Below are 22,396 nucleotides of genomic sequence, written 5' to 3'. Positions count from 1 at the left end.
ATGTGATTTCCTCCTTCAAAATTATGTGTTAAGGGACGAGAATGCCGTAAACGAGTGCGGCGATGACAGCACCGATAATCGGACCGACAACTGGAATCCATGAATAGCCCCAGTCTGAAGATCCTTTTCCTTTAATCGGAAGAATGGCGTGCGCGATACGTGGCCCAAGGTCACGTGCCGGGTTGATCGCATACCCCGTCGTACCACCGAGCGAGAGACCGATTGAGACGATCAAGAAACCGACGATGAGCGGATTGAGTCCGTCTGCGAATGTGTTTGCCCCGAATGACAACAACGCGAACAAGAGGACGAATGTTCCGATAATCTCACCAATCAAGTTGTACGGTGTGCTTCGGATACCTGGTGCGGTAGAGAACGTTGCGAGTTTCAAGCCTGGATCGTCCGTTGCATCGTAATGCGGCTTGTAGTGGACATATACCAAACATGCCCCGATGAACGCTCCGATAAACTGAGCAAGGATGTAGAGTGGGACATCGGCCCATGGGAATTCGCCTGCTGTCGCGAGACCAATCGTGACGGCAGGGTTGATGTGTGCGCCTCCGTAAATTCCGGCTGCGTAGACCCCGACCATAACGGCAAGACCCCAACCCATTGTGATAACAATCCAGCCAGAGTTTTCCGCTTTGGAATGGCGGAGGACGACGCCGGCGACGACACCGTTACCGAGCAGAATCAATAGCATCGTACCGATAATTTCACTTACAAATGCTGACATGTGATACTCCCCTTTCTCCCTTATGCAATTTGACTTACCACTTCATTATATGCCCAAAATGTAAGCGTTTTAAAACAGTGTTTTTCAAAAATCCTACTTTTTTCCTACAAATGTTCACATTTACACCTGTAAACTTCACATAAAGAGTCAGATAGAGAGCGACGTGGATATGATTTTGACATCCTTTTTAAAAATCATGGGAATTTCAATTGAATAGTAACAAGGTCCAGGATCCGACTTTCCGTGTTCTATGCTACAAAAACGATTGTGAAGTAATTCTCGAAGGTGAAACGCAACAAGATTTGATGTTTCTTTTGAGACAGTAAAGGAAAAAGAAATGATGATATATAAGAGAAAAGGCTTAAATGTGTATGTAAGCTAATAAGCGAATATTTGTTCGTGTCTATGGTATAATCAAGACACTATGAAATGAGAAGGTGAGGAGTATCTTATGGAATCGATTCCGTTTGCATTACAATCTGAATTTCAACCAGGAGGTGACCAGCCTGAAGCGATTCGACAACTTGTCGAAGGCGTCAATCGGGGTGACCGTTATCAGACACTCCTCGGGGCGACCGGAACAGGGAAGACGTTCACCGTCTCGAACGTCATCCAAGAAGTGAAGAAGCCGACACTCGTCCTGGCTCACAACAAGACGCTCGCCGGTCAATTGTATTCCGAGTTCAAAGAGTTCTTCCCGAACAACGCGGTCGAATATTTTGTCAGTTACTATGACTATTATCAACCAGAAGCGTACGTGCCTTCGACCGATACGTTCATCGAGAAGGATGCCTCTATCAACGATGAAATTGATAAGCTGCGTCACTCGGCGACGTCGGCTCTCTTCGAGCGGGATGACGTCATCATCGTTGCATCCGTTTCCTGTATATATGGTCTCGGTAACCCAGAAGAATATCGCAGTCTCGTATTGAGTCTCCGCGTCGGTAAAGAGATGGGTCGTGACGAGATGCTTCGTAAGCTCATCGACATTCAATATGAACGAAACGATATCGACTTCCAGCGTGGACGTTTCCGTGTACGTGGGGACGTCGTCGAAATCTTCCCGGCGTCACGTGACGAACACTGTATGCGCATCGAATTTTTCGGGGACGAGATCGACCGAATCCGTGAGATGGACCCGTTGACGGGTGAAATCATCGCGGACCGCGATCACGTCGCCATCTTCCCGGCATCCCACTTCGTCACGCGTGACGAGAAACTGCAAAAAGCAATCGTCAACATCGAAGCGGAACTCGAGGAGCAGCTCGAGAAGTTCCGTGAAGAAGGGAAGCTACTTGAGGCACAGCGTCTTGAGCAGCGAACGCATTACGATTTGGAGATGATGCGTGAAATGGGGTATTGTTCAGGCATCGAGAACTATTCGCGACACTTGAACTTGATGCCGGAGGGCTCGACCCCGTATACATTGATCGACTACTTCCCGGAAGACTTCCTCCTCGTCGCCGATGAGTCACACGTGACGCTCCCGCAAGTGCGCGGGATGTATAACGGGGACCAGGCGCGGAAACAAGTGCTCGTCGACCACGGGTTCCGTCTTCCTTCTGCGAAGGACAACCGTCCGCTCAAATTCGATGAGTTCGAGAAAAAATTGTCACAAGCGATCTTCATCTCGGCGACACCAGGTCCGTACGAGCTCGAACATACACCGAACATGATCGAGCAGATCATTCGTCCGACAGGGTTACTCGACCCGACCATCGAGATTCATCCGATCAAAGGACAAATCGACTACTTGATGGACCAGATTCGCGAACGCATCAAGCGAGACGAGCGCGTTCTCGTGACGACGCTCACGAAGAAAATGGCAGAAGACTTGTCCGACTACTTGCGTGAAGCGGGAATCAAGGTCAACTATATGCACTCCGAGATCAAGACGCTCGAACGGATTGAGATCATCCGTGATCTTCGTCTCGGGAAATATGACGTGCTCGTCGGAATCAACTTGTTACGAGAAGGGCTCGACATTCCGGAAGTCAGTCTCGTGACGATTCTCGATGCCGATAAGGAAGGATTCCTCCGTTCCGACCGTTCGCTCATCCAGACAATTGGACGGGCGGCCCGTAATGCGAACGGACACGTCATCCTATTTGCGGACAAGATGACCGATTCGATGGCACGAGCCATCGAAGAGACGGATCGTCGTCGGACAATCCAACAAGCATATAATGAAGAACATGGCATTACGCCACAGACGATTCGAAAAGACGTCCGTGGTGTCATCCGAGCGACGGTCGAGGCCGAAGAAGAGGCACTCGAATCACTCAGTACGATGAAGCCGGCCGAACGCGAGGCGGCGATTGCCAAACTAGAAGAAGAAATGAAGCAAGCGGCACGCGATCTCCAGTTCGAGCGTGCGGCCGAATTGCGTGACTTAATCTTGGAGTTGAAGGTAGGGAATTAAATGGCTGAAAAGAAAAATGCGATTGTCATCAAAGGGGCACGCGTCAACAACTTAAAAAATATCGACATCGATATCCCACGTGACCAGCTCGTCGTCTTGACGGGCTTGTCCGGCTCCGGGAAGTCGTCGCTCGCGTTCGACACGATTTATGCGGAAGGGCAGCGACGCTACGTCGAGAGTTTATCTGCGTACGCTCGTCAGTTCCTCGGACAGATGGATAAGCCGGACGTCGATACGATTGAAGGCTTAAGTCCGGCTATCTCGATCGACCAGAAGACAACGAGCCGAAACCCGCGCTCAACCGTCGGTACGGTGACGGAGATTTACGACTATCTCCGACTCTTGTTCGCACGAATCGGGAAACCGGTCTGTCCGAACCACGGTATCGAGATCTCGAGTCAGACGATTTCGCAGATGGTCGACCAGGTGATGGAATTGCCGGAACGGACGCGACTTCAGATTTTGGCACCGATCGTGTCAGGTCGTAAAGGAACGCACATCAAAGTGTTCGATTCGTTGAAGAAAGAAGGATTCGTCCGTGTCCGCGTGAACGGAGAGACCATCGAACTGACAGATGAGATCGAGCTCGACAAAAACAAGAAGCACTCGATCGAAGTCGTCGTCGACCGTCTTGTCGTCCGACCTGACGTCGAAGGGCGCCTTGCCGACTCTCTCGAGACGGCGTTACGCCTCGCCGACGGACGTGTCATCATCGACAAGATGGACGGGACCGAGCTTCTTTTCAGCGAACACCACGCTTGCCCGATTTGTGGATTCTCGATTGGAGAACTCGAGCCACGTATGTTCTCTTTCAACTCACCGTTCGGGGCTTGCCCGACGTGTGATGGTCTTGGGACGAAACTAGACGTCGACCCAGAACTCGTCATCCCTGATCCATCGATGACGTTAAAAGAAGGGGCGATCGCTGCATGGCAACCGACGAGTTCACAATATTATCCGCAACTGTTGGCGGCGATGTGCCAGCATTTCAACATCGACATGGACGTGCCGTTCGAACGTCTGTCAAAACGTGACCAGGACCTCGTCTTGAACGGTTCTTCGGAAGAGTCATTCCTCTTCCGTTATGAGAATGACTTCGGTCAGGTCCGGACGAACACAATCTTCTTTGAAGGGGTGCTCCGTAACATCGAGCGACGCTACCGGGAGACGACGTCAGACTACATCCGCGAACAGATGGAGATGTATATGGCGACGCACGCCTGCCCGACATGTCACGGATATCGTTTGAAAGAAGAGTCACTCGCCGTCAAGATCACGGGCCAGCATGTCGGACAAGTGACGGAAAAGTCTGTCGTGAATGCACTCGCGTTCTTCGAAGGACTGAATGAACAGCTCAGTGAAAAAGATATCGCCATCGCCCGCCTCATCTTGCAGGAGATTCGAGAGCGACTCAGCTTCTTGAATAACGTCGGTCTCGACTATTTGACGCTGTCTCGTGCCGCGGGAACCCTCTCAGGTGGAGAAGCTCAGCGGATTCGACTTGCGACGCAAATCGGTTCACGTCTCACAGGTGTCTTGTACGTCCTCGATGAACCGTCGATCGGTCTTCATCAACGGGATAACGACCGTTTGATCGCAACGCTCAAACAGATGCGAGACATCGGCAACACGCTCATCGTCGTCGAACATGATGAAGATACGATGATGGAAGCCGACTATTTGATCGATATCGGACCGGGTGCCGGGGAGCACGGTGGACAAGTCATTGCTGCCGGCACGCCGAAGCAACTCATGAAAAATAAAAACTCGCTCACGGGTCAATACCTTGCCGGGAAGAAGTTCATCCCGCTCCCGGCCGAACGGAAAATGCCGGACGAACGGTTCTTGAAGATCGTCAAGGCGGAAGAGAACAACTTGAAAGATGTCGACGTCTCGATTCCGCTCGGGATGTTCGTCGCCGTGACGGGTGTATCCGGTTCTGGGAAATCGACACTCATCAACGAGATTCTCTATAAATCGCTCGCACACAACATGAACCGTGCCAAAGCGAAGCCAGGGAAACATAAGAAGATTGAAGGGCTCGAGCATATCGATAAAGTTATCGATATCGACCAATCCCCGATCGGGCGTACACCGCGTTCAAACCCGGCGACGTATACGGGCGTCTTCGACGACATCCGTGACGTCTTCGCCTCGACGAACGAAGCGAAGATGCGCGGCTATAAGAAAGGGCGCTTCAGTTTCAACGTGAAAGGCGGACGCTGTGAAGCGTGCCGTGGGGACGGAATCATCAAAATCGAGATGCACTTCTTGCCGGACGTGTACGTGCCATGTGAAGTCTGTCACGGGAAACGCTATAACCGCGAGACGCTCGAAGTGAAGTATAAAGGGAAGACGATTGCCGATGTCCTCGATATGACGATTGAGGAAGGGCTCGAATTCTTTGACAAAATTCCGAAAATCAAGCGAAAGATTCAGACCATCTATGACGTCGGTCTTGGCTATATGAAACTCGGTCAGCCAGCGACGGAACTTTCCGGCGGGGAAGCCCAGCGTGTCAAACTCGCTTCGGAGCTTCATAAACGTTCGACCGGGAAGACGATTTATATTTTGGACGAACCGACGACAGGTCTTCATGTCGACGACATTGCCCGCTTGTTGAAAGTGCTACAGCGCCTCGTCGAGAACGGGGACACGGTGCTCGTCATCGAACATAACCTCGACGTCATCAAGTCAGCCGATTATTTGATCGACCTCGGACCAGAAGGAGGGGACGGCGGCGGACTCATCGTCGCGACGGGAACGCCGGAAGAAGTTGCCGAAGTGTCTGGGTCGTATACCGGCAAGTATTTGAAGCCGGTCCTCGAACGAGATGCGGCTCGCGTGAAACCAAAAGCAGGAAAAAAGAAATAAGTATAGAAATGGTGAGAAACGGGAAGGTAATTGACGTGCAACCAAATTGAAGGGGGAAAACGAACGTGAAACAAGAAATGCGTGAACTGATTCTCCAGCAAGTGAAGGAAGGCAAGATGACAATCGAGGAGGCGATGACGCAACTCGAGCGTCTCGAGCGCCTCGAACCAGAACAAGTCCAGGCGTTAGAAGAGCGTCAAGACACGGAGAAGGTCGATGCCTATTCGGTCGAATCGCTCACGACGAAACTGACGTCTGCGGTAGAAGGACTCGTCACGAAGCTTCGTGACAGCGACTTCTCCTTCAGCTCGAACTTCGGACCAGAAGTGACGTATTCGAAATCATTCCCATTCACGGGTAGCGACATCTCACTCGATCTCTTCAACGCATCGGCGACCATCGTCTCGTCAGATGCAGAAGATTGTGAGCTCATCGTGACCGGTCGTCCGCTTCGCCAACAAGACGCGGACAAAGCGCTCGAACAGTTGCAATCGGCGGTCAAGCATTCCGTCATTGGGGACCGTCTCGTCGTCTCCTTGCGTGACAAGCTCGTCCGGGCCCACGTGGAACTGTACGTCCCGCACCACCATTTCAACCATCTTCATATTCAGACGTTGAACGGGGAAGTCCGTGCCGATGGTTTGGACGTTGAGAACGTCCGCGTGCAAACGGCGAACGGTCGCGTTGTCCTACATGAAGTACACGCGTCTGAACTCCTTCTCAATACCGGAAACGGGACAGTCGAGGTGGAAGGCGTCGAGGCGGAGCTCGTGCACGTCCGTACCGGAAACGGGGCCGTCATCGTCGGAGGGAAGTACGATAAAGCATCCCTCAAGACAGGGAACGGCAACATCCGCGCGGAACTCGCGACAGCACGTCCGGCCAAGTTCGAACTCGCTTCGCTCGCCGGAAATATTCGACTCGTGTTGCCACACGGCGTCGAGGTGGAAGGAGAACTCGAGACGAACTTCGGGGGACTCCACTGCTTACTCGACGAACTCGAGATCATTCGTGACCGAAAAGACGTTGCGCAGCGTCGTCTCGAATTCTTGTCCGGTCGAGGTCAAACGCCTCGCATCGAAGTCGAAGCGGGTACACGTACCGGTACAATCGATTTGGAACACGGATCGGTGTATACACCGTCGACTTTCCTTGAGGAAGAACAGACGGAGCCGTCGGATCCGGTCGATCCCGTCGACCCAGCCGATTTGAATAATCCGTTCCATCAACAATAAGCAAATCCCGAAGGCGCTGCCTTCGGGATTTTTTTGATTATAAATTCATTTCATACTCCATCTGTTGCCAATCCATCATCTGTGTATCAAACATCGTGAATGCACTAATCGCAAAGACGATAAAGAGAACGGGACCGGCAATCAACAAGATGATTCCAAGAAGTCGCATCGATTTCGAGCGATTCCAGTAGAAGATGATCCCGACAATCATCGAGATGAGCGCACCGGATAAGAAGAATCCGATGATATTCAAAATGAACAAGAGCAAGACCGTCTCGTTTTTCGTCGCCGCATACTCTTTCCACATATCAATCAATGACTTGATCAAATACACGAGCGTACCGATTCCGATGATAAACGCAAATATAAAAATCAACCAAATCCAAGTATCCATCATTTCACCTCCTCTATTTGCCTATACCCTTCCTACGAACGCCATGTATGAAAGTTTCAACAATTTTTTGACACGTTCTTTATCACTTCCCTAACGCTTCCGAGAAAGAGCTATGATACAATAATGAGCGTGAAAGGGGCAGATACTGATGCAGAATATCGTACGTACAGCTCAAGTCGTTGAGCGTTTTAAACTTCAAGTCATTGCGGGAGAAGAGGGACTCCATCGTCCGGTCGCCACACCTGACCTTAGTCGACCAGGACTCGTCCTCGCTGGTTATTACACGCACTATGCGAAAAATCGTCTTCAAGTACTCGGGAAGACGGAGTTGACTTTCTATGCGAGCTTATCGGAAGAAAAGCGTCGCGAGCGTGCCCGTATTTTATGTACGGAATCGACACCTGGGATTTTAATCACACGTGGATTTGATATTCCGACAGAAATCGAAGAAGAAGCGGAAGCGGCAAACGTCCCACTCATGCGGACGAATGCGGTGACGACATCAATCGAGTCGCAAATCACGAACTTCCTCGAGATGGAACTTGCACCGATGACAGCGATGCACGGCGTCCTTGTCGACATTTACGGCGTCGGCGTCCTTATCAAAGGACAGAGCGGTGTCGGGAAATCGGAGACCGCGCTTGAACTCGTCAAACGAGGGCACCGTCTCGTCGCCGATGACTCGGTCGAGATTCGTCAAACGGGCGACCAGCTCCTCGTCGGTTCAGCACCGAAGCTGATTCGCCACTTGCTTGAGATTCGTGGAATTGGCATCATCGATGTCATGACCTTGTTCGGCGCAGGTGCGGTCCGGTCACATAAGAAGATCAGTCTCATCGTCAACTTAGAGAACTGGGACGCTGGAAAAGTGTATGACCGCGTCGGACTCGATCACAACACGATGAAAATCATCGACAGTGAAGTCCCGCTCCTCACGATCCCTGTCCGCCCAGGTCGAAACTTAGCGGTCATCATCGAGGTCGCAGCGATGAACTATCGTCTGCAAAACATGGGCATCAATACGGCTGAAGAGTTTGCGGAACGTCTCGCAAACGCGATTCAGGACACTGAAGGAGACTTGTGATCATGGTAGAACCGACATTTGATCGTGTAGCGTTTGAAATCGGGTCTCTGCCGATTTACTGGTATGGTATGATCATCGCCTTCGGGGCAATGCTCGGACTCGTCCTTGCCCTTTACGAAGCGAAGCGCATCAACTATGATTCGGAACGACTCGTTGACGTCGTCATCTGGTCGATTCCAATTAGTATCATCTTCGCGCGTATTTACTACGTGACGTTCCAATGGGATTACTACTCAGAGAATCTCGGACAAATCATCGATATCCGTCAAGGCGGGATTGCCATTCACGGTGCCATCTTCGGGGCACTCCTTGTCGTCATCGTCTATTGTATGCGAAAGTCGATGTCGTTCTGGAAAGTCACAGACATCTTGGCACCATCACTTCTCCTCGGACAAGCTATCGGGCGCTGGGGGAACTTCATGAACCAAGAGGCCCATGGTGGCGAAACGACGCGTAGCTTCTTACAAGACACGCTCATGCTACCGGATTGGATCGTCAATCAGATGTATATCGACGGGGCATACTATATCCCAACGTTCCTCTATGAAAGTGTATGGAACATCATCGGGGTCATCCTCCTCGTCGCATGGCGTATGATTGGAAACCCACGTCGCGGATACATCTTCTTGTCGTATCTCGTCTGGTATTCGATCGGTCGCTTCTATATCGAGGGACTCCGGACGGATAGTCTCATGTCAGGCGATTTGCGTGCGGCCCAAATGGTGTCGATCGCCTTGATCCTCTTCGGTATCGTCATGATGGTCCTTCGCCGCAATGCGAAACGATACAATGACCCATCAGAGAAAGGATTGTTTGATTAATGGATACGCTCTTATTTGACTTAGACGGTACGTTACTCGATACGAACCCGCTTATCATCGCCAGCTTCCGTCATACGTTCGACTATTATTTCCCGGAACATACGTATCGGGATGAGGACATCTATCGCTTCATCGGACCGACGCTCGAGAAGTCGTTCCGTGAATTGAACGAAGCAGAATGGAAAGAGATGCAGGCGTTCTATCGGAGTTTCAACATCGCCATGCACGACCAACTCGTCGCTGAGTACCCGGGTGTCATCGAAGGCTTATATCGCCTTCATGCGAAAGGGTACAAGATGGGCGTCGTCACATCGAAAGGGCGTCCGGTCGTCGAACGGGGCCTTCGGTTGTTCAAAATCGACCACTTGTTTGATGTCGTCGTGACAGCTGACGATGTCGAGAATGAAAAGCCGCACGCCGAACCGGTCGAACGTGCTCTTCAAGCGCTCGGCTCGTCACCAGAGCGAGCGATCATGGTCGGTGACAACGATACGGACATCTTCAGTGGGAAGAACGCTGGGACGAAGACGGTCGCTGTCGGGTGGGCTTTAAAAGGTCGCCCATTCCTCGAGTCACTCGAGCCGGACGTCATCATCGACTCAATGGAACATTTAGAGGCATGGCTCGACGAGGTCAGCGTCCATGCGTAAGACGAAACGGTTTCGTATCGACGGGCCGAACCCGCTTTGGCAGATGTATCGGACGATTCGCTTCCTACGTGTCTTCAAAAACACAGCGGTCGTGCTCGTCGGGCGTTACTTCCCTTCGGTGAAGGCGAAGCGATGGTTGTACCGGACATTTCTCGGGATGAACATCGGAGAGTATAGCGCTCTCGCCCTCATGGTCACGCCGGACGTCATGTTCCCGGAACGAATCACCATCGGTCGGAACACGGTCATCGGATTCAACTCGACGATCCTCTGTCATGAGTATCTCGTCGATGAGTATCGAATCGGAGATGTCATCATCGGAAATGAAGTCTTGATTGGCGCGAACGTGACCATCTTACCGGGCGTGACGATCGGCGACGGTGCTGTCGTCGGTGCAGGTGCGGTCGTACATCGCGACGTCTTGCCGGGAGAGCGGGTCGTCGGTTCGAAACTCCAGTCGCTGACACATATTTGACACAATTTTTCGCAAAATGTTTTTATGCCTCTTTTGTATAGAGACATGAAAGAATACTTGAGCGGTATCACTTTTTTTAAAAGGGATGCCGCTTTTTAATGGGAAAATGAACCGAAATGAAGGAATCATATTTTCGCTCAAAAACAATTTTTGAACCTAGTAAAAAATATTCATTATAGAGGGAATATAGTCGCAATTTTTTTTAACTTTTTCAGTTGCCCTCGTTGTTCGAGTGCGGTATTCTTATCCCTGCAACTAAAAAAAGATTTAGAGATGATGTGGAGGATTTAGAATATGGAAGCGAACTATGAAGCAGTAATGACGCTACCCGAACCAGAATCTCCGCTCGCTGCGGAGCTCCACTACTATAGAGGTCGTCGTGCGTTACGGGAAGGTCGCCTAGATGAAGCGACTTTTTTCATGGCTGAAGCGACAGCGGCAGCCACGCATCGCGTCGACTATCATAAACAGTACGCAGAACTGTTATTTGAAGTAGGGGAGGTCTACCACGCCAATGACGTGTGGAAACGAGTATTAGAGCTCGACGAGACCGCGACAGAGGCGCTCTATCATTTAGCGAGCAACTGTGCCTATGTCTCTCAATATGAAGAAGCGGCGAACTATGCATCTGAATATCTCGCACGTGACACGAAAGGTCACTACGCGGAAGCCGTGCAATCCCTTCTCGAACTAATCGAACTCGAACAAGAGCTCGAGGACGAGGAAGAAGACGAATTGATCACATGGCATTCAGAGGCGCAGCGTCAAATCGACAAAGGACGGCTATTTGCGGCAAAGGCGACGCTCGAGCGTTTAATCGGTCAGTATCCATCGTTTTGGCCGGCCTATAACAATTTATCCGTCGTCAGTTTTTATCTCGGCGACGACCAAGCGGCGTTTCGTACGCTCGAGTACGTGCTCGATCAAAATCCGGGCAACTTGCATGCGATCTTGAACACGATTCTCTTGTTGCATGAAGCAGGACAATCCGAAGCGGCGATGCAATTATCGACGCCACTCACACGTGTTCGTCCACTCCAGTTTGATTTACGTTACAAATTGGCGACGACACTCGCGCTCGTCGGTCATTATGACCGTGCGTATGAAGAGTTACGTCTATTGAAAGAACGCGGGTTTCGCGGTGACGCATTGTTCGGGCATTGGCTCAGCGTGTCTGCCTATAAGACAGGACGATTAGAAGAGGCAGCCACCTACTTGAACAAAGATGAGATGAAACGGTTTGAAGAGAAGCAAAGTTTCGATATTCGAGAAAACCTCGAGTTTCGTTCGGCGCTCGTCCAAGGACTTCGTCAAGAGACGGACTTGGCCCGGGTCGAGATCATTCGAATCATTTCTAACTTGAAAGACGATGAGGCGTTTGAAGCGCTCGCGCTGACGAACGCCGTGACGGAGAACGAGACGGTCCGTGCGTTTGCGGAAATGTGTCGTGCCGACCTCTGTCAGCAATCGTTCCAAGGAGACGCTCGTGTCAAACGCGCGTTTGATGCCCTTGTCCTTGCCGAATCACATGTTTCGGAAGCGGAACGGATGAGCCTAGAAGGTGATTTTTATGAACGATTTGCTACGCTTCTGTTATCGGACGAAGCATTCATGGACGTAACGGCATCGGCTGCTGCGCTCGTCTGGATGTTTTATACGAAACGAGACGCCTTGATTCTCGAGGACTGTGCGAACGCCTTCCATCTCCCAGTCGACACGTTGACGGAGACGGTTCGTTCGTTCAAACGGACACTCGAACAAGCATAAAGATAGACGATACCCATACAGGTTTCTTATACTAAAGGCAATCAATATTTTGCAGAGGTGGAATCAACATGACAGAAGAAAAAATTTATGACGTCATTATCATCGGTGCCGGCCCTGCCGGAATGACCGCTGCGCTATATGCTTCACGTGCGAACCTTTCAACACTTATGATCGAACGCGGAATTCCAGGTGGTCAGATGGCCAACACGGAAGACATCGAGAACTACCCAGGATACGACAGCATTCTCGGTCCTGACTTGTCTCAAAAGATGTTCGACCATTCGAAAGCGTTCGGTGCGGAGTATGCGTATGGGGACGTGCAAAGCATCTCGGATGAAACAGAATACAAAATCGTGCATGCGCACAACCGCGACTATAAAGCGCGTGCCATCATCCTCGCCTCTGGTGCTCAGTATAAGAAAATCGGTGTACCGGGTGAAGAAGAACTCGGAGGCCGTGGCGTATCGTACTGTGCGGTATGTGACGGAGCATTCTTCAAAGGCAAAGATCTCTTCGTCATCGGTGGTGGCGACTCAGCTGTTGAAGAAGGTGTCTTCTTGACACGTTTCGCGAACAAGGTGACGATCGTTCACCGTCGTGATGAGCTTCGTGCTCAAAAGATTCTTCAAAAACGTGCGTTCGATAATGAGAAAATCGATTTCATTTGGAACCACACATTGAAAGAAATCACAGAGAAAGACGGTAAAGTCGGTGGCGCTCGTCTCGTCAGCACAGTTGACGGTACAGAGACAGACCATGAAATCGACGGCGTCTTCATCTATATCGGCATGAACCCGATCACTGGATTCGTCCAAGACCTCGGAATCACGAACGAGCAAGGCTACATCGTCACGAACGAGGCGATGGAAACGAAGATTCCTGGAATCTTTGCTGCCGGTGACGTTCGTGACAAAACGCTCCGCCAAGTCGTCACGGCGACGAACGATGGATCGATTGCCGCTCAGAACGCTCAGCACTTCATCGAGGGGCTCCTCGAATCGTTGCAAGAACAAAACGCATGATTCAAGAAGGTAGGACTGCGGGGAACCGCGGTCCTTCTCTTTTTTTCGGACGTTCGTTATACTAGATGGAGAGAGCTACACACACGGCTCGGTTGTCAATTTTAAGGGGGCGTCAGCGAGATGGAAGATTTTAAAGGATTAGAAGAATTGATCATCATCAGCGGAATGAGCGGGGCTGGGAAGTCGGTCGCGATGAATAGTTTCGAGGATCTCGGCTATTTCTGTGTCGATAACTTGCCACCGGTGCTTTTGCCACAATTGATTGATGTCATCAGCTCGGTCCGACCGAAAATCGCGGTCGCCATTGATACACGTACGAGAGATTTTATCGATAGCCTGTTCATCGTCATCGACGATTTAGAAAAGAAGAACGTACACCCACATCTTCTGTACTTAGAGACGCGTGACGATGTGCTCGTTCGTCGCTATAAAGAGACGCGGCGGTCACATCCGCTCGCACCAGAGGATGCGCCACTCGTCGGCATCCAGATGGAGCGCGAACTGTTAGAAGGGTTCCGCGACCGTGCCCATACACTTTATGACACGAGTGACTTGAAGCCGCAGATGCTGAAGGACCGCATCTTGCAACAGTTCAACGAGGAACGCATCCCGTTCACGGTCAACTTTATGTCGTTCGGATTCAAACACGGGGTCCCGCTCGATGTGGACTTACTGTTCGATGTCCGCTTTATCACGAACCCGTTCTATATCCCTGAGCTTCGGCCGCTCACGGGTCAGACGACGGAAGTGCAAGACTACGTCATGTCACATCCGGAAGCGCGGGCGTTTTATAAGAAGTTGATCGATATGCTCGAATTCCTACTTCCACAATATAAGCGGGAAGGGAAGACGCAGATTGTCGTAGCGTTCGGTTGTACGGGCGGGAAACACCGTTCAATCACATTCGCCGAGAAAGTGTCGGAGCATTTCGCGGAGCGCTACAACGTGAAGACGGTCCACCGTGACCTTGCCCACGCGACGAAGGAGAAATAATATGAGACGAGACCGGAAAGTAGTGGCCATCGGTGGGGGGACAGGTTTGTCCACCCTCGTCCGTGGCTTGAAGCATTATCCGCTCGACATCACCGCCATCGTCACGGTCGGAGACGACGGAGGCAGCTCAGGGCGCTTGCGCGACGAGTTTCATATGTTGCCCCCGGGCGACATCCGTAACGTCATCTTGGCCTTGTCAGAAGTCGAGCCGTTGATGGATAAGATTTTACAGTATCGTTTCGACACGGGGTATGGCCTAGAAGGTCACTCCCTCGGGAACTTGATGCTGACGGCGGCGACCCATATTTGTGAAGGATCGTTCGTCAAAGCGATTGACGTCATGTCGCAGCTCTTGAACGCACAAGGGAAAGTGTTGCCGGTGACGGAGACGCTCATGACGCTTGCGGCGGAGTTTGAGGATGGGACGATCGTCAAAGGCGAATCGAAGATCCCGCTCCATCAGCAGCCGATCAAACGTCTGTTTTTACTCGAAGAAGGCATAAAGCCGGCCCCAGGGGTCGTAGAAGCAATCGAATCGGCAGACGTCATCGTGCTCGGCCCAGGGAGTCTCTATACGAGCATCATCCCGAACCTACTCATCCCAGACGTGCGAGAAGCCATCGTCCGTTCACAAGTCCCGGTCGTCTATATTTGTAATGTTATGACACAACCGGGCGAGACGAAGGGCTATGACGCCATGAAACATTTAAAAGCCATCGAAGCATATCTCGGGAAGGCGTCGATTGATACGATCGTCGTCAATAACGAGCCGATCGATGAAGACTATTTGGAGCGTTACCTCGAGGACGGATCGGAAGAGGTCCGCTTCGACCGGAAGAAGCTCCGAAACTATGGAACGAATGTCCTTGCAGGAGATATCGTCGATTACAATCGGGATTATATCCGTCACGACTCTGACGCCATCGCCGGACTCGTCATGCAACGGGTGCTTCGGATCAAGAAGCCGCGCTCGTTCCAGCAGTTAGAATTGAAATAAGAATTGTTCGAAAGACAGAAAGGAGGGGGACTCGATGAGCTTTGCATCAGATGTGAAGAAAGAATTGACACAACTTGAAGTGAATGACGCCGAGGCGAAAGCGGAATTGTCGGCACTCGTTCGGATGAACGGGGTCATCTCGCTCGCCCTAGGACGAGGCATGACGCTCGACGTCTCGACCGAAAACGCCTCAATCGCCCGTCGGATGTATTCGTTGATGAAACGTCTCTACGACCATCCATTAGATTTGTTCGTACGGAAGAAAATGCGTCTGAAAAAGAATAACGTCTATATCGTCCGGGTGTCACAGCACGCGGAGACGATGCTTCGTGACCTCGAGATTCTCGGGGAGCACTATGAGATGATCCGGACACTGAACTCGGATATGACACGAGACGAGAACTTGGCACGCGCCTACTTGCGTGGGGCTTTCCTCGCTGGAGGATCCATCAACCATCCGAAGACATCGTCGTATCACCTCGAAGTCTACAGCTTATATGAAAACCATAACCAGGCGCTACGCGATCTGGCGAATCGGTTCGATTTGAATGCGAAGACGCTCGAACGGAAAAAAGGGCACATCCTCTATATGAAGGAGAGCGAGAAAATCTCAGACTTCCTCAAGTTGATCGGTGCGACACGGGGGATGCTCGAATTTGAGGATGCGCGCATCATCAAGGACATGCGGAACTCCGTCAACCGTCTCGTCAACTGTGAGACGGCCAACTTGAACAAGACGGTCGGGGCTGCGTTACGCCAAGTGGAGAATATCAAGTTCTTGGAGCGGACGGTCGGACTCGATGTCTTGCCGAAAAAACTTCGGGAAATCGCCGAACTACGCGTCACGCATCAAGACGTCTCGTTACAAGAACTCGGGGATATGCTCGAGTCAGGACCGATCTCGAAGTCTGGAATTAACCATCGACTTCGCAAAATTGACCAAATTGCCGAGCGTGTGCGGAGCGGCGACGAGATCGCCTCATCGTGACGCGGTTGCACCAAAACCATTCTTCCTATATAATAAGCAACTGGAATAGGTTTACTGAATAGGAATTAAAGGAGCTTCATCACTATGTCGAATGAAAAGAAAAGATTATCGCTCACGATTGACGCTAAGCTCGACCAAGTCATCACGGAGCGCGCAAAAGAAATCGGAATTCCGAAGAGTGCACTCGTCACGTTCGCAACAAGCCTTCTCTTGAACCAGCTTCGTGCAGAAGAGTTGTTGAACGGAGATAAGAACGCGATCTACGAAGTGATTCGTAAAGACTATGAATTGCTCACGAGCGTGAAAAATCTAGATACGAAATAATAAGGTTGACTTCGGTCAGCCTTTTTTAGTTGCATCTCACTCTGAAATTTGGAATAGTGGTGGTAATGAATTTGAACGGAGGTCGATCGAATGGGTCAAATCTTACTCATCCTATTGCTACAACTTATCTACGTCCCGGTGCTCACGCTCCGGACAATCATGCTCGTCAAAGGGAAGACCGTCATCGCGGGTCTGTTCGGGACGCTTGAGACACTCATCTACATCTTCGCACTCGGAATCGTATTCCAAGATTTGACGACGCTCGGTATGATCGTGTACGCGGTCGGGTTCGGACTCGGGATTTTACTCGGTGGCTATGTCGAACGTAAACTCGCCATCGGCTACAACATGATTCAAGTTCACACGAAAGAATATCCGGCCGAGCTCATTCAACAGATGCGCGACAATGGTTACGGGGTGACGCATTATCAAGGACAAGGTCGAGACGGTGTCCGTTATCGTCTGGACGTTTTGGCAGCCCGTACACGGATGAAAGAATTGCGTGAACTTGTCGAGAAGCATGAGCCGAAGGCGTTTCTCGTCGCATTCGACCCGATCGACTTCAAAGGCGGCTACATGATGAAAGGACTGCGTCGTCCGAAATGACGCACAAGACTCACGGAAGTGGGTCTTTTTTTGTTGGAGTAGGGATTTTCCTGCACGATAGGGAATGAGTGAGGAAAGGAGATGAGACCGTGAAGCGTAATCGACGTTTTTGGATTGTATTGATTGGGTTACTTGTCGGTGTGGGGGTGATTTATGTCGCGGTGTCTTGGTTCGGTGAGGGGGACGATCATGTCAAACCGCCGCTCCCGACGATTCGTGTCGGCTCGATGACGGCGGAAGTAGAACAATCGACGTATTGTTGGGAAGCCGGCAGTCGTGCGACGTGCGCCGACTATGGCTTACCGGAAGCGGATGACCTGCAACTCATCACGGTCAAACCGGGTGACGCGATTGACGTTGTCTATCATGCAGACCCGATGGAATCGAGTTTCTTTCAGATTGAAGACGGAGAACTCGTCCAGGCTGAACCGGTCGTACCAGACGAACCAGGCATTTATCTATACGAGGTCGGCGGGGAATGGACGCAGGGCGACAGTCGATACGTGTTCGGTGTCAGGGTACCCGAAAACTAATGGTTGACCTGCCTCTTAGGGACAGACAACATGAAAAAAGACGTTTCCCGATTGATCGGAAAACGTCTTTTATATGATTAGCGTGTCATGACTTTGTCGATGAGACCGTAGTCTTTCGCTTGGTCAGCTGCCATGAAGTAGTCACGCTCTGTGTCGCGCTCGATGACTTCAAGTGGCTGTCCAGTGTTCTCTGCCATGATTTGGTTCAATTTCTCACGCATTTTAATGATGCGTTCTGCGTGAATCTTAATGTCTGACGCTTGGCCTTGTGTGCCGCCGAGCGGTTGGTGAATCATGATTTCCGCGTTCGGAAGTGCGAAGCGTTTTCCTTTTTCACCGGCTTGGAGCAAGAAGGCACCCATCGATGCAGCCATTCCGATACAAATCGTCGACACGTTCGGCTTGATGAAGTTCATCGTGTCGTAAATCGCCATACCCGCTGTGATCGAACCACCTGGGCTGTTGATGTAGAGCGAGATGTCCTTTTCTGGATCCTCAGCTGCGAGGAAGAGAAGCTGTGCGACGATTGAGTTCGCGACGTTGTCGTCAATCGCACTTCCGAGAAGGATGATACGGTCTTTGAGCAAGCGTGAGTAGATGTCGTACGCGCGCTCCCCACGGCCTGTCTGTTCGATAACTGTTGGAATTAACATTGAATCTGCCTCCTTTATGTAGGTTGTAAGTTCATCATACCTGTATAGTCAATGTTGGTCAAACAGAAACCCTTTCTAGTGCTTATTCCACGACCCTCGATGTGTAAAACGTCTCAAGTGCTGACGTTATCCATTTAATTTTGGACGAACTGGTGTGACTACCTGACTTGATTCGAAATAACGAGTAAAGATGGAGTCGCCTGAATACGATAAGAAGAGATATTCTTTTGCACGTGTCATTCCGATATAAAGGAGAGCCACTTCTCGTTCGACATCTTCTTCATATTTGAATGGCATATTGTCAACGTTGACGATAAAAACGGCTTGAAAATCAAGACCTTTACTGCTGTCGATTGTACTGATTTTTACGCACTGATCATCTTTTGAGAAGGTACGTTTCGTCTCACTGCTCTCTGTAATCCAAAAGTTCTTGATTCCATAGTAGTTCAGTGCACGTTGTAAGGTGTCGACATAATGCATCGTTGAAAATTTTTGGACACGATATAGGATCAACATTTCAGAATAAGGGACTTTTTTCTCCTCATGTAACTTTTTGATTTGTCGGGCAACGAGATCTGCTTCTTTGAAGAAATGGTCACATTTGATAACGGCTGGTTCAGGACCTCTTCGAAGCGTACTCTGAGGAGCGATGATTTCTCCGTCTAACTCTTTCGTCACAACTTTATCTTTCAATAAGGAGTTGGATTGATAGAATGACCAGGCGAACGATACGATTTGAGATGTGTTCCGATAATTGATATTTAAAATTTTGGATCTTCCTCGGAAGTCGAGACCCGTGTCCTGTACATAGCTACGTTTTCGCTTATAGATGGATTGGGCACGATCTTCAACAAGCAACAGCGATTTCGTTTCAGGATTTAAAACCTCGCTTGCAAGTTCGAGCCATTCGGGTTCGAAATCCTGTCCCTCATCAATCAAGATGGCATCGTATGAAGGAAGGATGATTTCTCGTTTTCTTAACTTCTCAAGTGTCGAAGAAATCCTTCTCTCTGAAATATGTAAATCATTCTGCAACCAGGCATGGAAATTTCGTACTTCGATCAAATGGCTTTTACGTTTTACTAAAGGATCGAAATCGAACAAATCATCCGGTTCCAGCATCATTTGTTGCACCATCTGCTCGATAAAACGGGCTAGCGAGATATTGTAACATAGGATTAAAATCTTCCATTCAGGATGTTGCTTGGATAACAATTTGGCGCGACTTGCTAAAATAAGAGTCTTTCCACTACCTGCCACACCTCGAATCAAGCGATTTTGGTCGCCGAGTTGTTTGGCCAAGTTTTCTTGATGCAGGTCCATGGCTCGGATATTGTGAAGGGAAAGTAAGAGCTGATCTTGATAAGGGGTGACTTTTTTGAACTCCGCGCTGATTCGAACTTCTGGGAATAGATGATAACGAATCGCATCAATCTCTTCTCCGGTCAATGGTTGCTTTAGGCGATAAGGAACAGTAAACATGTTCAGAATTTTTTCGATAAGGATTTCCTCTGAGAATTGTGGGTCATCAGGATTGATTTCATCACGCATGAGTGACAAACAAGGATCAATGACTTGATAGAGTCCATGGCGAATACAATCATCTTGTGTCAGTCGTGTAAAAATAACGCCTGAGCCATAAGGGAATTTTAACGTTGTCGCATATTTTCCTTCGTGCTGAATCAGATTTTGATCTTTCTTTAGGACATCAGTCAGTTTGAACATATTTTCACGTGCTTGTAGAAATGGACTTTTCACTTTCTTTTGCGATTCGTTTGCAGGAGTGATGATCCATTCATCGTGGTTCAGTTGATAAAGCGTAGAACGGGTATAGTCTTTCACCTCTAAAACGATTAATCCTAAGTCGGGTCCAATGATGACGAAATCTGGTCTTCTGCCGTGTATATTGGGTTCGAAGTAAACGATGTAATCATCTGGGAGGTAGCGCTTCAATGTGCGAAAGACAAGTCGTTCTCCTGTTGTTGCAGATGAACGAATTGTCTCTGGAACAGTATGAGACATTTACTGACACCTCTTTTTCAATTCTTTTACTTAAATATACTATATAAAGGATAATTAGAAGTGTGATGAATTAAAAATTGAAGTAGAAAACATAAGAAAAAGGACGAAGACCTCATTTGGCCTTCGTCCTTTGCATTTGATACACCCGGAGAGATTCGAACTCCCGACACCTGGCACCGGAAACCAGTGCTCTATCCCCTGAGCTACGGGTGCATGTGTGTGACACGAATTTATTATACATTTGTTTTATTGAAAAAGCAATCCTGTTCATTATCCTTTTTTGAGCGCGAGTGGAGCGGGTTCGTTACAATAGAGAAGAGGGGGGAGAACGATGCAACGGCAAGAACAAAAACAGGTACAACATCAACAGATGACGCAAGACCTTGTGCAACGGCTACCGGTGCTCGAGGCGGACCGTCTCGCGCTCTCGTTTCGTCTCGCACGTCTAGCGCGCCATAATCCAAACATTCATATCGGGAGTGGGGACCTCGGTTGGGTAGCGGATGCGGCGAGCGCGTTCGAAGAGAAGCTGTTCACCCAGATTCGAGAAGGAAGCGGCAGCGACTCGGAGAAAGAGCTGAGACGGCAACTCGTCTTGTTGCTCGACCATCGAGGATTATTGCCGGATTCGAATGATGTGTTGGCGGAGCGGTTCGGTGTCGACGTGACTCAAATCGAACAGGCGAGACAGGCACTCTTATTTCTTGAACCGACGGGGATCGGGGCGAGAACGGAACGAGAGTGTCAGTACCGCCATGCAATTGAACATGAGGACCCACGCGTCGTCGATGTATTTGATGCTATTGAGAGTGGCGTGAGCCAAAAACAGATGACGAGCGTGCTCGCGATTTCAGATGAAGAGCTCGCCCGTTTAGAGCGAATTGTCGCGACACTACCAAAACGTCCATTATTATATGAAGAAACGGGGCACGTGTTCCCCGAAGTCGAAGTACGTTACGAAGATGGAGAGCTTGTCACGACGTGGCTCAGCCCGGAACTTGACGCGACGAAAGTCGGCAATGACCGCGAGGCGAAATGGTGGATGACGTCCCTTGCGATGCGGAACGAGACGTTACGTGAGATATGGGCTATCATCGCGTCACTTCAGACCGAGTGGCTGAAAGGAGAACTTGTCCTCAATCCGCTGACCCGTCGGACCGTCGCACAACAAATCGGCAAGCACGAATCAACAGTCGGACGTGCCATTCAAGGGAAGTTCGCGAAGACCGAAGGCGGAATCATGGAATGGAAACATTTTTTCGTAAGGTCGACGAGTCATGGACATTCACCGTTTATGATCAAGCGGACGCTCGCAGAACTGATTCAACGGGAAAAGGCCCCGCAAAGTGATCAGGCATTGGCGGACGAACTCGCCCGATACGGCTATCCAGTGACGAGACGGACCGTGACGAACTATCGGGAAGAACTCGGATTCGGCAACTCGCGAGAACGCGAGCGCCAGTTATGGAAGGGATGACGAAAATGAAACTAACTTTATATAAACGTGACAATTGTTCGCTCTGTGACGAGGCGCTTGTCATGCTCGAATGGCTGCAGGAGGATTATCCGATCGAACTCGAACAGATTGATATTACGGGAGATGAGGATCTCGAGGCGAAGTACCTCTTCGAAATCCCCGTTCTCATACATGAAGGAGAAGTCATCAGTCAAGGGCGATATGATGACAACAAAGTTGAAGATTTTGTTAAGTATACGCTTACATCGAAAAAAAACGTTTGAAGGGGTTGCCAGACGGAAAAGTGATTGATAAGATGAACTCGTAGCGGTGGGACGCAAATA

Annotated in this window: 21 protein-coding genes and 1 tRNA gene; 17 read left to right on the top strand and 5 right to left on the bottom strand. The window is 50.0% G+C overall.

Features of this window, described 5'->3' with window-relative positions; genetic code table 11:
• Positions 1-28: 28 nt before the first annotated feature.
• Entirely contained in the window at positions 29-736 is a 708-nt protein-coding gene (locus LCM29_RS07385) for an MIP/aquaporin family protein (protein WP_214746002.1), read from the bottom strand.
• Between the two features lie 451 nt (positions 737-1,187).
• Here LCM29_RS07385 and uvrB point away from each other — a divergent pair, with 451 nt between their 5' ends.
• The 3 genes from uvrB (at position 1,188) to LCM29_RS07370 (ending at position 7,267) form a co-directional block, all read left to right on the top strand.
• Entirely contained in the window at positions 1,188-3,158 is a 1,971-nt protein-coding gene (gene uvrB, locus LCM29_RS07380) for an excinuclease ABC subunit UvrB (protein WP_214746005.1), read from the top strand.
• A complete protein-coding gene (gene uvrA / locus LCM29_RS07375) occupies positions 3,159-6,032 on the top strand; it encodes an excinuclease ABC subunit UvrA (RefSeq protein WP_224861734.1) in 2,874 nt (957 codons plus the stop codon).
• A 65-nt stretch (positions 6,033-6,097) separates the two neighbouring features.
• Positions 6,098-7,267 carry a DUF4097 family beta strand repeat-containing protein gene (locus LCM29_RS07370; protein WP_214785851.1) on the top strand — a complete coding sequence of 390 codons (1,170 nt, stop codon included), beginning with the start codon at positions 6,098-6,100 and terminating at the stop codon, positions 7,265-7,267.
• A gap of 37 nt (positions 7,268-7,304) precedes the next feature.
• Here the strand turns inward: LCM29_RS07370 and LCM29_RS07365 are convergent, their stop codons facing one another.
• The gene (locus LCM29_RS07365; RefSeq protein ID WP_214785849.1) at positions 7,305-7,661 is read right to left on the bottom strand and encodes a hypothetical protein; all 357 of its coding nucleotides are present in this window, start codon (positions 7,659-7,661) and stop codon (positions 7,305-7,307) included.
• Between the two features lie 148 nt (positions 7,662-7,809).
• On the opposite strand from LCM29_RS07365, the gene hprK reads away from it, so the two are divergent.
• The 12 genes from hprK to LCM29_RS07305 all read left to right on the top strand — a co-directional run bounded on the left by hprK (position 7,810) and on the right by LCM29_RS07305 (position 17,921).
• The gene (hprK, locus tag LCM29_RS07360) at positions 7,810-8,745 is read left to right on the top strand and encodes an HPr(Ser) kinase/phosphatase (RefSeq protein ID WP_214693573.1); all 936 of its coding nucleotides are present in this window, start codon (positions 7,810-7,812) and stop codon (positions 8,743-8,745) included.
• 2 nt (positions 8,746-8,747) lie between these two features.
• Positions 8,748-9,566, top strand: a complete 819-nt coding sequence (lgt, locus tag LCM29_RS07355; RefSeq protein ID WP_074033649.1) for a prolipoprotein diacylglyceryl transferase — start codon at positions 8,748-8,750, stop codon at positions 9,564-9,566.
• Complete coding sequence (gene ppaX / locus LCM29_RS07350; protein WP_224861732.1) at positions 9,566-10,216, top strand: pyrophosphatase PpaX; 651 nt, start codon at positions 9,566-9,568, stop codon at positions 10,214-10,216. The genes lgt and ppaX overlap by 1 nt, the downstream gene beginning before the upstream one ends.
• Complete coding sequence (locus tag LCM29_RS07345) at positions 10,209-10,691, top strand: acyltransferase (RefSeq protein WP_214693571.1); 483 nt, start codon at positions 10,209-10,211, stop codon at positions 10,689-10,691. Before ppaX ends, LCM29_RS07345 begins: the two co-directional genes overlap by 8 nt.
• Before the next feature lie 294 nt (positions 10,692-10,985).
• On the top strand, positions 10,986-12,458 hold the full coding sequence (locus LCM29_RS07340) for a tetratricopeptide repeat protein (RefSeq protein WP_214785845.1): 1,473 nt from the start codon (positions 10,986-10,988) through the stop codon (positions 12,456-12,458).
• Positions 12,459-12,526: 68 nt separating this feature from the next.
• Positions 12,527-13,480 (top strand): thioredoxin-disulfide reductase, encoded by a 954-nt coding sequence (gene trxB, locus LCM29_RS07335; protein WP_074033640.1) that lies wholly within the window; start codon positions 12,527-12,529, stop codon positions 13,478-13,480.
• 120 nt (positions 13,481-13,600) lie between these two features.
• On the top strand, positions 13,601-14,473 hold the full coding sequence (gene rapZ / locus LCM29_RS07330) for an RNase adapter RapZ (RefSeq protein WP_074033636.1): 873 nt from the start codon (positions 13,601-13,603) through the stop codon (positions 14,471-14,473).
• Between the two features lies 1 nt (position 14,474).
• Positions 14,475-15,470 (top strand): gluconeogenesis factor YvcK family protein, encoded by a 996-nt coding sequence (locus LCM29_RS07325; RefSeq protein WP_224861729.1) that lies wholly within the window; start codon positions 14,475-14,477, stop codon positions 15,468-15,470.
• A 34-nt stretch (positions 15,471-15,504) separates the two neighbouring features.
• A complete protein-coding gene (gene whiA / locus LCM29_RS07320) occupies positions 15,505-16,458 on the top strand; it encodes a DNA-binding protein WhiA (protein ID WP_224861727.1) in 954 nt (317 codons plus the stop codon).
• 84 nt (positions 16,459-16,542) lie between these two features.
• Entirely contained in the window at positions 16,543-16,782 is a 240-nt protein-coding gene (locus LCM29_RS07315; protein WP_074033629.1) for a CopG family transcriptional regulator, read from the top strand.
• A gap of 90 nt (positions 16,783-16,872) precedes the next feature.
• Positions 16,873-17,388 carry a DUF2179 domain-containing protein gene (locus LCM29_RS07310; RefSeq protein ID WP_074033625.1) on the top strand — a complete coding sequence of 172 codons (516 nt, stop codon included), beginning with the start codon at positions 16,873-16,875 and terminating at the stop codon, positions 17,386-17,388.
• A gap of 89 nt (positions 17,389-17,477) precedes the next feature.
• On the top strand, positions 17,478-17,921 hold the full coding sequence (locus LCM29_RS07305; protein ID WP_224861725.1) for a hypothetical protein: 444 nt from the start codon (positions 17,478-17,480) through the stop codon (positions 17,919-17,921).
• Positions 17,922-17,998: 77 nt separating this feature from the next.
• Here LCM29_RS07305 and clpP read toward each other — a convergent pair whose 3' ends face one another.
• The 3 genes from clpP to LCM29_RS07290 all read right to left on the bottom strand — a co-directional run bounded on the left by clpP (position 17,999) and on the right by LCM29_RS07290 (position 20,809).
• Positions 17,999-18,574, bottom strand: coding sequence for an ATP-dependent Clp endopeptidase proteolytic subunit ClpP (gene clpP / locus LCM29_RS07300; RefSeq protein WP_012726916.1), 576 nt, complete (start codon positions 18,572-18,574; stop codon positions 17,999-18,001).
• A 126-nt stretch (positions 18,575-18,700) separates the two neighbouring features.
• Positions 18,701-20,596, bottom strand: coding sequence for a 3'-5' exonuclease (locus LCM29_RS07295; protein ID WP_224861723.1), 1,896 nt, complete (start codon positions 20,594-20,596; stop codon positions 18,701-18,703).
• 140 nt (positions 20,597-20,736) lie between these two features.
• Positions 20,737-20,809 (bottom strand) — tRNA-Arg (locus LCM29_RS07290).
• 118 nt (positions 20,810-20,927) lie between these two features.
• On the opposite strand from LCM29_RS07290, the gene LCM29_RS07285 reads away from it, so the two are divergent.
• On the top strand, positions 20,928-22,073 hold the full coding sequence (locus LCM29_RS07285) for a Fis family transcriptional regulator (RefSeq protein WP_224861721.1): 1,146 nt from the start codon (positions 20,928-20,930) through the stop codon (positions 22,071-22,073).
• Between the two features lie 5 nt (positions 22,074-22,078).
• Positions 22,079-22,336, top strand: a complete 258-nt coding sequence (locus tag LCM29_RS07280) for a glutaredoxin family protein (RefSeq protein WP_074033610.1) — start codon at positions 22,079-22,081, stop codon at positions 22,334-22,336.
• The last annotated feature ends 60 nt before the right edge of the window (positions 22,337-22,396 follow it).

It is taken from the genome of Exiguobacterium aestuarii, assembly GCF_020171655.1.
In the GTDB taxonomy this organism is placed as follows: domain Bacteria; phylum Bacillota; class Bacilli; order Exiguobacteriales; family Exiguobacteriaceae; genus Exiguobacterium; species Exiguobacterium aestuarii_A.
This window is presented reverse-complemented; position numbering and strand designations above follow the sequence as displayed.